We start from the raw sequence: 2,211 nt of genomic DNA on the forward strand, positions 1-2,211 counted from the left end.
CGTTGTGGTGGATGAGGGTGCTGACTCCATCGGGGGCGGGGGTGATGCTTTGGGCTTGGAGGGTGGTGGTGTAGCCCAAGGGCAGGAGGCTAAGAGCTAGGGGAATAATGTGTTTGGAGGATTGCATCGGTGTGGATAAAAAATTGATTTAACGCTGTACGGTTATTCTAAAATAAGAGATATAGAAAAATCACTATGTCTTAGTTTTTGACCGAAAAAAGTACTACCAGATCAGACTGTTTTAGAGTAGTGCATGAGTGTGGCTCGATAGTCTCAGAGGATTATCAATGATTAGGACGGGCTAAATATTTTATGAGTCTAGCGTTGTTTTTTTTCAGCAAGCCCTATATGGTTGGGTTGCGCTGTCGCTCCACCCAACCTACACTTAATTGCTATTGAACGGTAAACAATACTCATCCAAGTCCACGGGACTTAATTCCCCCTCACCCAAAACAGACTCCTCAGAAGCGGCGACATCTAGCTGAGGAGGAGCGGCACAGACTGACGGCAAAACCCCCTTCAGGTTAGAGGAGGTCATATCGTCCACTGGGTTCAACCAAATGCCTCGCAAAAGAGCAAAATCTAGGGGTATGGAAGGAGTAAATGCCGAGGGAGTAATTACCGTAGGAGTAACTACCGGAGGAGTAACTACCGGAGGAGTCACTGCCGAGGGAGTCACTGCCGGAGGAGTGACCACCGGAGGAGTATAGGCAAAATTAAACGTCACAGGGGTTAAACCCGGCACTGCTGCTAACACCGAGAAATTGCCCAAGGCCTCTGTCCCATTAAAGAAATTAATCGCCATCCCTTCCCCATTGGTTAGCACCGTCGTCCCATTGCTAAACGTTCCCGTTGCCCCATTAGCCGTAAAATTCACACTTGCTCCCACAACCGGAGCAATGCCAAAGACGGCCTCTGTTACCTTCACACTCACATCCACATTGGCAGGAAGACTGCTCACCGTTTGGTTGAGTGGAGCCACTGGGGTAATAGCCAAACCCTGCCACTCAAAAGCTCCCATATCCACTGTGCCTCCTACAATGCGCGCCCCCGGTGCGCCTCGTTGGTCTGTGGTTAAGCCTGTGGCTAGGTCGTTACTGCCCCCATTGAGGGCAGGACTATTTAACCCCAGAGCATGGGTTTGGGTGGGGCCGCCGTTGTTGGTGAGAGGAGCGAGTTTGGGGTCAACACCAACGAGGTTGCCATTTACCCCATTGGTGGGGAGTCCATTTCCGCTCATGCCCGTCGTGTTGCCAATGAGACTATGGCTAATGTTAAAGGTAGGTGTACCAGCAACACCAATATCAGGAGCAGTGGGGCTAGTATTGTTGGCAATGATGCTGTTGTGAATGGTGTGGGTTGCACCCCACAGATAAACACCTCCCCCAAGACCGTTGGCTTGGTTAAAGGCAACGGTAGAGTTGGTTAGTGTCACGGCTGGAACACTCCGAATCCCGCCCCCATTGGTTCCCGCCGAATTGCCGGAAACCGTGGAATTAATCAGCGTCACTCCTCCTAGAGAGCGAATCCCGCCACCGTCTTCATTGGCGGAATTCCCCGAAACTGTGGAGTGATTGAGGATTACCCCGCCGTCACCGTTAATCCCGCCTCCTCCCCGGTTAGCTTGATTATCAGTCACGGTGGAATAGTTCAGGGTCACTTGTCCAAAACTGTTAATTCCCGTCCCAAAATTCTCCCCAGCACCCCCTCGGATGGTCAAATATTCAAAGGTGGTCGGTGCCAATGCGTTAACGAAGAAAATACGGAATTGTGGGGCGGTTGAATCCCGCCGAATCGTGACATTTGTCCCGTCCCCCGTAATCGTCAAAGCCTGTGTAATCTCCGGCAAGGCAGTCGTTAGGACAATCTCTGTAATACCGGGAGCAAATCGAATCGTATGGGGAGCCGCTCCATCAGCATTCGCCGCCGTAATGGCAGCTTCCAGAGTAGGAGTTGCCACATCCCCCACCGTAAATGTGGCTAACCGACCCTCCCAATTTAATAAGGTGTCAGCCCTAAAGGGAGTCCCCACCTCAATACTGCCTGTCCTGTACTCTAAATCCCAATCCCCCCCATAATTCTCACTCCCCGTCGCATTGGTCGAAGCTGCCACATCCAGCCCCGTCAATGCTGCTAGACGCTGGACAAATCCCTGACCCAGTTCTCCTAATGCTGTGAAACAACTATAAATCAGTAAATCTGCCCCGGCTG

1 protein-coding gene is annotated in these 2,211 nt (G+C 51.5%); it reads right to left on the bottom strand.

The features are described 5' to 3' along the window. Nucleotides 1-385 precede the first annotated feature (385 nt). Nucleotides 386-2,211 (bottom strand): DUF4347 domain-containing protein (locus K4A83_RS22590; RefSeq protein ID WP_265266975.1); only part of this gene is annotated, 1,826 nt, incomplete at its 5' end.

The sequence above is a fragment of the Spirulina subsalsa FACHB-351 genome (assembly GCF_026130165.1).
GTDB classification, from domain to species: domain Bacteria; phylum Cyanobacteriota; class Cyanobacteriia; order Cyanobacteriales; family Spirulinaceae; genus Spirulina_A; species Spirulina_A subsalsa_A.